The 8,766-nt window shown below is 52.5% G+C and carries 1 protein-coding gene; it reads right to left on the bottom strand.

The window, feature by feature from the left end; genetic code table 11:
• Nucleotides 1-4 precede the first annotated feature (4 nt).
• Nucleotides 5-8,746 carry a SpvB/TcaC N-terminal domain-containing protein gene (locus tag OQE62_RS12630; protein ID WP_265722405.1) on the bottom strand — a complete coding sequence of 2,914 codons (8,742 nt, stop codon included), beginning with the start codon at nt 8,744-8,746 and terminating at the stop codon, nt 5-7.
• Between the last annotated feature and the right edge of the window lie 20 nt (nt 8,747-8,766).

Consider the following 8,766-nt stretch of genomic DNA (forward strand, 5'->3'; position numbering starts at 1 on the left):
GACTCTATTCTGTTTTATTCGACGGAAACCCATGAATGCCATGCTTTCTGCTGAAGCGGACATCTACTGATGTTTGTCCTTCAGCACCAACCTGATCGTTGTACTGTTTAACTTTTCCGATCAGCTTTCCATTTTTGTTAAATCTAGGGGTGCCATTTCTCCAGGCATCCTTAACTACATTTTCAACGTCAACACCTTCCTTGAATTGTGACTTCCCAGGCGTCCCGCCTGTATGCAGTCTTTGTCTAGCTCTATTTATTGGTGGGCTCTTTCCACTTAGCCCCTTTGGACCTCTCGGCATAACAGCCATAACAACGGCCATCATATTCCCACCAGTTGCAGCGTAATCCCCCTGCTCAGCAGCAACCAGCATCTGGTCAAAGGATGCGCCCGCGCTTTCTAGAACCCCATTCAGGCGATTGGCCGTCCTTATATCGGCTCCCGTTCCCAGCCCCAATCTATTAAGCATCAGAACATCTGCATAATAGAAAACAGTATCTGCTGCAACTTGTGTAACATGGAGAGCATAAGCCACTGGGTCTGCGGCCGCACTCTCCGCTGTGCCAGTAACACTTTCTCCCCATTCCCTGGTGGCACCACCTATCGCAAGGGAAAAATTATAAGCTAGACCGGAAACACCTTGCTCATTTCCGCGGCTTTCCATCCCTCCGATATTTAATGCGTCTACATTAAGTCCAGAGCCAAAATCAGAGGTCGCAGAAAAACCGTTTTTACCATTGATCGTTACAGATTCAACCTTTACAGCCTCATCACCGTCAGCAACATAGACGTCTCCATTGCTATCAATTATATATTTTGTATTACTATCTACTTTAACCGAGCTTTCACTCGCCTCCCAAGCAGAATCAAAATCTTTTCCATATTCACTCTCACAAACACTTTCTCCCTTGCAGGTGTACCCGCTGGGGTCAGTCCCTGCCAGCGGGTTGTTCATAATGTAACTATAGGGGTTCAAGCTCTGAGAGTTGCCCGGGCTTTGAATTATCGGATCAACACTGAGAAACCTGCCCAGATTGTAATCATAAGCCCGCCCATTCATATGGATCAGCTCGACACTATCCAGATGCTCGTGATCTGTAAAGCCCCGGGTGGTGTATTGGCTATCCAGGATACTGGGCAGCTTGTCGGTGATATTGCCGAGCCTCGGTTTTCCGAACGGGTCGAAGCTGTGGGTTTCCTGGAGGTTGCCGTTCTGGTCGCCGATGGCCACGGTGGAGCCCAGTCGGTCCCGGTGGGTAAAGCCGATCTTGTGTGTGGTGTCGCTGCTTGTCTCCGCGGTGGTGACTACCGCTATGTCTTCAATGAAGTGGCGGTATTGGGTGGTTCCTCCTTCTGTGATTCGCTCAAAGAGCTTATCGACGTAGATCGTGGTCTTGTTATTGGCCTGGTCGACCTGCTTGTAGCGCTGCTGGCCCGCACCATAGGAGAAGTACAGGTCGGTGCCGTTGCGGCTGATATGGGTCGGCTTGTTGAAGGCGTTGTACCAGATCTGTTGGGTGCCGTCCTCGTGGGTGCGGTTGCCGTTGTCGTCATAGCCATAGGTTCTGGTGCCTCCGTCTACGAGCGTGACGCTCTTGACCGCGCTGGGGCCGCCGCTGGTGCCAGTGTCGTAGTCGTAGCTTGTGGCGAAGTCGTCTTTCTTCAGCAGGTTGCCGATAGCGTCGTAATCGTAGTCGATGGCGGGGCCGTCGGTTCTGGTGCTGTAGTCGAGGCGGTTGAGGTCGTCATAGACATAGCTCTCCATGTTCAAGGCCGGGCTCTGGCTGGGCACCGACACGGTTTTCTCGTTGAGGTTGCCGAAGTTGTCGTAGGTATAGGCCAGGGTCTGGTGGCTCTGGACGAGGCTGTCGAAGGCGGTGCCTGCCATCTGGCCGGTTTCGGCATAGAAGTCCCGGCCTACGGTGTAGTTGCCGGCGGCGACGTTGGCGAACTCCCACTCACCCCAGGCGTCCATCTGGGTGATTGCGCGGTAGGTGTAGCCGCTGGCGGCATTGCTGGTGCGGAACCGGTAACCGGTATCGTTGTAGCCGTACTGCAGGGTGAGGCCGCTCGGGTAGGTGAGCCCCTTGAGGCGGCCGTAGTTGCTGTCGTAGTGGCTGGTGGTGAGGAAGTCTTCGCCATCGATATTGGTGGTGACCCGATCCGGACGGCTCAGGGCGTCGTAGCGGTAGGTACGGGTGAATCCACCGTCGCTCTTCTGCTCAGTGTGCGGCAGGCCTATGCCGTTGGCGGCGCTGTCGTAGATCCAGCTGGCTTCTTCCTGGCCATTGACGCTGCGGGTCTCCATGCGGCCCAGGCGGTCGTAGGTGTAGCTGGTAATGTCGAGGTTGCCATCGGTTTCGGTTTCCACTTCGCCAAAGCCGGTGTAGGTGAAGGACTTTTCGCCCATGTTGGGGTCGTTCACCCATTCCTTCTGGCCCAGGGCATTGTACTTGGCGGTGATGCGGTTGCCGGCGGCATCCTGCAGCACTATGGGGTTGCCGGCGCCGTCGTAGGCGTACTTTGTGGTGCCGCCCAGGGCGTCAACGGTCTGGATTAGTTGCTCCAGGCCGTTGTAGGTGCGGCTCATGGCGCGGCCATTTGCCACGATATTGGTGGTAAAGCCCCCGCCTTGTTCGTGGGTGTAGTCGATATCCAGTACCTGGCCATTGGTCTGGTCGACGGTTTTGCCCAGGGCCCGGCCCAGGGTGTCGTAGCCGTCGTAGTGGGTACCATAGCTATTGGGACTGCTGGCGTTGTGGGGCACCGACTCGAAGGTGACCTGGCCGAGTGCGTTGAACTGCTGTTCGGTAACCACCCAGTCGGTGCCGTCGAAGGCCTGGACCTCGGTGCGGATGACCCGGCCCAGGCTGTCGTGGTAGCTGATTTGGGTGGGTGTGCCGGCCTGCTGCTTGATGGTCTTGTAGACAGCGTTCGGGGCGCTGCTGCAACTAGGATAACACCACTGCAGGGCTGCGTGTGCATCCGGGGCGGCCTTGAGGCCGAGGGCACTGGGGGCTGTCTCGGTGATCTGGCGACCGAAGGCATCGTATTCGTATTCGGTCGTGTGGCCATTGGCATCGGTGACCGAATCCGGTTTGCCGAAGCGGGGGTTGGTGATGGTCGTCGTGGTATGGCCCAGTGAGTTTTCCACGGTTTTGGGGAAGTAGCCGTCGCTGCTGAACGCCGTGGTTTTCACAATGCGGGATTCCGTCTCGCCTTCGGCGGTGGAGGTGACTCTCTCGGGCAGGCCGTCATCGTTGTAGATGGTATCCACCTCAGTCCATTTGCCATTGGAGGGGGTGGTTTTGACCCGCCTGGGCTTGCGGGCGTTGCTATCCCACCGCAGGTAATCGATCACCACAGACTGCTCCACGTCGGTATCGGCGTCAATGCTGACACCGCTGCGATTCTGGATGACATGCTTGGTTACAGTCTGCTTGAGTGGCTTATTGATCCACCAGTTGGCCTCATCCGCGGCCACATACTGGGTCTCGGTAGTACTGGAGACAGCGTGGGCACCACCGGTTTCTTCATAACCCCTAGTGGCTACCCGCACATTGCCCCACTGGTCGAAACTACTGGCCCGGCTTTTGGTGTAGAGTTCGGTTCTAGTACTACCGGACTTCCGGAGGGTACGGTGCACCGTGCGCTGCTCTCTGGGGCCAACGAAGTAAGGATCGTTGGCAGCGACGCTCCAGTTATCGGTTAGAGAATCCACCACTACCGGGGAGCTATGCCCACCCTTCGGCCAGAACTGCCATTCGTAGCTGCTTTCCTCAAAGGCATCCACCTGTATGATATCCGAACTCCGGTCCCCCAATTCCCATTTGCGTTGCTTGTGCAATTTGCCGGCCAGGGGGAATACCTGGTGAAAATCGGATTGGATCTCGATATTCGCTGCCAGGTCCTCCTCAATAATGGTGTGGAATCCCTGGAAACCGCGGCCCTTATCGTTGAAAACGGCGCCCTTGTAGCGGTATTGCTTTCTGTTCAACCCGTCCACACCGTTGGACTGACGGTGTTCCGCTACCACGTACATGCTGGAGGTGAACTCGAAGTGGTCGTCCTGCACCGAACCGGACAAACTATCCAAGTAGCCACCGCGTTCGTAGAAGGGCTTGTCTTCAGAGTGGTAGCGGTCGTCACGGGAGGATAGGGGTCGGTAATGCCATTCGTCGCGAACGCCGAGGCCGTTTTCCACGGCAATTAGCATATCGGTGGGTTCGTAGCGTTCATCCCCGGTGGCGGAGCCACGATTTCGGTTTATATAAACACCTTCCGATTTTCCTTCCATTTCACCAGTTTGACTCTGGATAGTCCCACTTCCAAAGCGAGGTCCAAACGCGAAGACAAAATCTGTAAGCCCGTTGCCGAAGGCATCATAGTTAACCGACTCACTACCAGAACCAATTAAAGGAGTTTCTACCCATTCTGCGGTAAAAACTCCATTAGCATTTTCTGTAAACCGCAGTGCTTTGTATTTATAGACGTTATCATCTGTCCTGCTGGTATCTATGGGTGTGGGCATCCCGCTATTGTCACCTTCTGTGGACCTAGTCCAGGTGTAGACATCCTCTCCACAAAAGTTTTTTCTGATAGTACTGTCAAACAGACTTACACAAGCCTCTACCAAGCGTTCGTCCGGAACCAGAAACTCCATACGGCCGTCTGCATTTATATCGAACTTTCGAAAAGCGGCTTCGTATTTTGGGACCTTCACAAATCCATACTCCTCCGGGTAAGCTGGATTGCTGTCCCAGAAGAAAAATCGAGATTCAAGAGAAGTTTCATCTCCCAAATACTGCCAGGATGTAAAGCCAGATCCTCCTTTATTAATACTCAGCCACAGCCCTGGATTACCTGACCGCCAGGAAAGCCAGTCGACAAGACCGTCTCCGTTGACATCCATGAAATATTGAAAGAAATACTCAGGAATTGCACCTGTGTTATCAAACCCAAGCCCAAGGGCGTATTTTTCGACAGACTCGATATCAAAATAGAGATCTCCATTTCGGTCCAATTTTGCCAAATAAAAGTTTCTAGGTATAGGCTGAGGAGAAGCGCTGTAGCTTCTTCCCGGATCATCAAGCTCTAGATCACTTTCCACCATATCTGGCAAACCATTGCCATCTATATCACCAATAAACTGCTGATAAGTTGTATTGTAGAAAGGACTTTCATTCCCGGCTCTGCCGTAGGTATATACAAGTTTTCCTTCTCCTTGGAACGGATTCTCTGGATTACCGCTATGAATCCAGAGGTATAGCTTTTCATGGCCCGGATCTAGCTCTACGACGCCATCCCGCCACATCAAATCCGGCCATCCGTCACCATTGCAGTCTCCGATATACTCCGGGCGATCGACAGAGTAAAGCTCGGATTCAATAGCAATATCAGTATCTATCCATTCAGATCCTCTATCATAAGATATTTGTAGCACATTATTACTGCCTGAGCGCCACATATCCGTTTTACCATCTTTATTAAAATCCGGATATAGGCAATTCCAGCCTAGACCAAGACGTTCACAGTTATCCCCCCTAGAGACATCATTAGCGCCTTCAAACTCTCCCTCGGCATTCATATTCCAGCCAATGGCATCCTGCACACCATTACCATCGGCATCACCCCGGTAATGTATATCGTTCAACCAGCGCATACCCTGTAATTGCGGCGACAAAGTTAAATGAGAGGACTCCAAGTAATTATCTTCGGAGCCGCCGCTGAGATAGCCAAACTTTTCCAAAGTAAAAACTGGCTTGGCATCCTGCCAAGTAAAACTGCTTTTCTCAAGGCAAGACCACGTGCTATTTTTGTACCCGCATTCCTCTACTGTTTCTAGCAGGCTACGGCCTGACGCCTCACTTTCCTGATATTCAAAGCGATACTCTGTAACCGGAATCGAGTGGGAGTAGGTTGTTATTTTATCTAAACGACGGGTTAACCGATTTAACCCTCCCATCAAGTATCTTGAATAAATATCTGGCCGCGCGTTATTCTCGTAAACGAAAGATACGTGCCGGTCTCCCAGTGCTGTCCCGCTCCCTGTATAATAGATATCCGCAATTTGATATTCCCCAGAACCAAAGTAATCATATTGATAGACAATGCTATTGCCCGGAGAATCTTCCTCTCGCGTTATTGCCCATGTTAGGGTCTCAGACCGGCCTTCATCGCTCTGCCTACTGTTGGCATTGTAACCATAATACCGTACAACCCCATTCTTCAGCTCGATCTTGAACCAAGTTGAAGAACTGTTGAGCGCGCCATTTTGCGTTACACGAATAAATCGCTCGCGTTCTGTATGATAAACAGTGCCTGACTCGCCGTAGTATCCAGAAACAGGTATAAGCCGCTGGCCATCCAGGCACAACCGGTCCTCAGCGGCGCTGTAACTAACCGCCACATTACGGCCATTATCTTGCGCCAAAGTCTGGGGACAACGACTAATAACAGAGCCGACATTAATTGACCATCCAACACCGAGTACGCTATTTCCAGTACGACTTGAATAGCCTAGAGATATCTGCGGCTTCCTGCCATTTCTGCCGGGAGGCAGATCGATCGGGATCTGATAAGATGCTGCACCACCTTTAACTGATCCACTTCCCCCTACAGTACCGACACTCTGCTCATGCTGAACAACCTGGGGTTCAGTATAACCGGCATCGAGTATCGACAAACCTCCCAGCGGCTTAGCCCAGCCGGGAACCGATGGATCCGGATCTTCGATTTCGTAAACAACCGTTGCCGAATCAGAGCACTTGCGGCCCTCCGGTATCAGGTTACAACTTTGCACTTCGAAGGTATAGGTTCCATAGCTACCTACTGGCTGCTGGGCACTCCCATCGGTATCAGCTACTTGCCAAGCCTCGCCATTCATCCGAAACTGGTATTGATCGTCATATCCGGTTGTCACCTTATCCCAAGAGAGATCAATGACTTCCCCGTTTCGGCTAGCGGCCAAACTACTGGGCACAGCGGGGACCGGGTGATCGATAGTGACCAACGATGAAGTTACCGTTTCACTGCAGCCACTGGTGTTACAGGCGTACATCTCGTATTGATAGGAGCCATCGGGCTTTCTCCCCGGCTCATAACTTCGCGACGCATCTAGATCAAGCCAATCGCCCCACGCACCGTCCTCGCTTTCGCGCAGATAATAGCTATCTACGGTGCCGCTATCCGCAGTCCACTTTACCTGATAAAGCCCTTCGTTAAGATCACCGGAAATAGTGAAACTTGAATCTCCTCTCGGCTTCTTCAGCACTTGCACAGAGACAGCATTACTCCAGCTTGAACTGCACCCCGAGCTATTACAGTTCTTTGCGCGGAACTCCCAACTTCCGTCTTCCAGTCCCGCGACCTGAAAACTGCCATTGCTAGAGGAGACCTGTACATAGCTGTCGTCACTTGGCCAACTGTTATCGCCAAAACGCTTCTGCCAGCGCACATAGCCAATAGGGCCGGAGCTTACAGAGGAGAAGCTGGCAGCCCCATCCGTGGAGTTAGCGGTGTCCGTCGATAAGTTTGGAGTGTCAGGCTTGAGGACTACTTCCGCGGACGCTGTGGCCGCCCCGACAGGCTCGGGCTCGAAGCAGTTGTCAGGCAGAGAGCCATCTAGGCAGCGCTGGCACGTATACTCGTATTTGTAATTACTGCTGGAATCCGGTGTGTCGGTATATGTACTGCCGTCGACAACAATCAAATCGTGGATAACCTTTCCACTACGCGAAAGCTCACAGTATTCTGCTTCCGGCCAGCCGATATTAAACAGTAGAGTTACCGCTCCCTCTTTAGATACGGACTGAACACTTAGCTTAGGGAAAACCACCTGCACGTCTTCCTTGGCGGTGTACGCGCTGCAAGATTTTACAGAGTTGTAAATGCTGCATGCTCTCACACGATAGGAATAGACTCCATTTAATGCTTTAGAGAAGTTTTTTCCTGTATGAGACTGAGACCAGGTTCCATTCGCCGTACCACTCTGCTCCAGAATGTAGCTTTCAGCCTCGGGAACGGAGTCCCAACTAACAGAATAAGCACCATCGGATGTTGAAGAGGGAGCAGAAAGACCTGAAGGGACAGCAGGCGTCAGCGAAACCGTTACCTCCCCTGAATATCTATAACTCCCTGTTACGCCATTTTCTACAGCCGCAACCCGATATTTATATAAACCATTTCCTCGCCCGGAGACTGTCTTTCTGGTAGAGCTTCCGGAATACACCTTCACCCAAGAACCACTGTTCTTTTTCTCTTGCAGCTTGTAGCCTGCGGCACCGGAAACACTTCCCCAGGAGACTGAAATACTACCGTTCTTGCTTAACTCCGGAACAGATATAAAGCCCGGCTTACGAACCACGGTGATAGCCTTATATGCGGTGAAGCTGCCGCAATTGACTCTGGAGGAGTGCGCACTGTCATTGCAGGCGCGGACGCGGTATTTGTAAACACCCGTGGACCTTCCACTGACACTCTTTGACCGGGCGCTTCCATTGTAAATCCGGCGCCAGGAGCCGCCATCCTTGCGCTCTTTGAGTTCATAACGGTCGAAATCACCCGAAGCACTTCCCCAACTAATAGGGTAGGCACCGTCTTTACTGGACGACGCCAGAGAAATAGCCCCCGGAACCCCCGGATTATGAAGCACTTCAGTCTCTGAGGAGCCTAAAGTGACCCAGAGCCCGGCATGGGCGGATCCTACCAGAAAAAAGAGAGGCTTGGTTTCAAGTAATAACTGCAATTCCCTCATGCAGCGAGCAA

It is taken from the genome of Microbulbifer halophilus (genome assembly GCF_026183675.1).
Classification (GTDB): Bacteria; Pseudomonadota; Gammaproteobacteria; order Pseudomonadales; family Cellvibrionaceae; genus Microbulbifer; species Microbulbifer halophilus.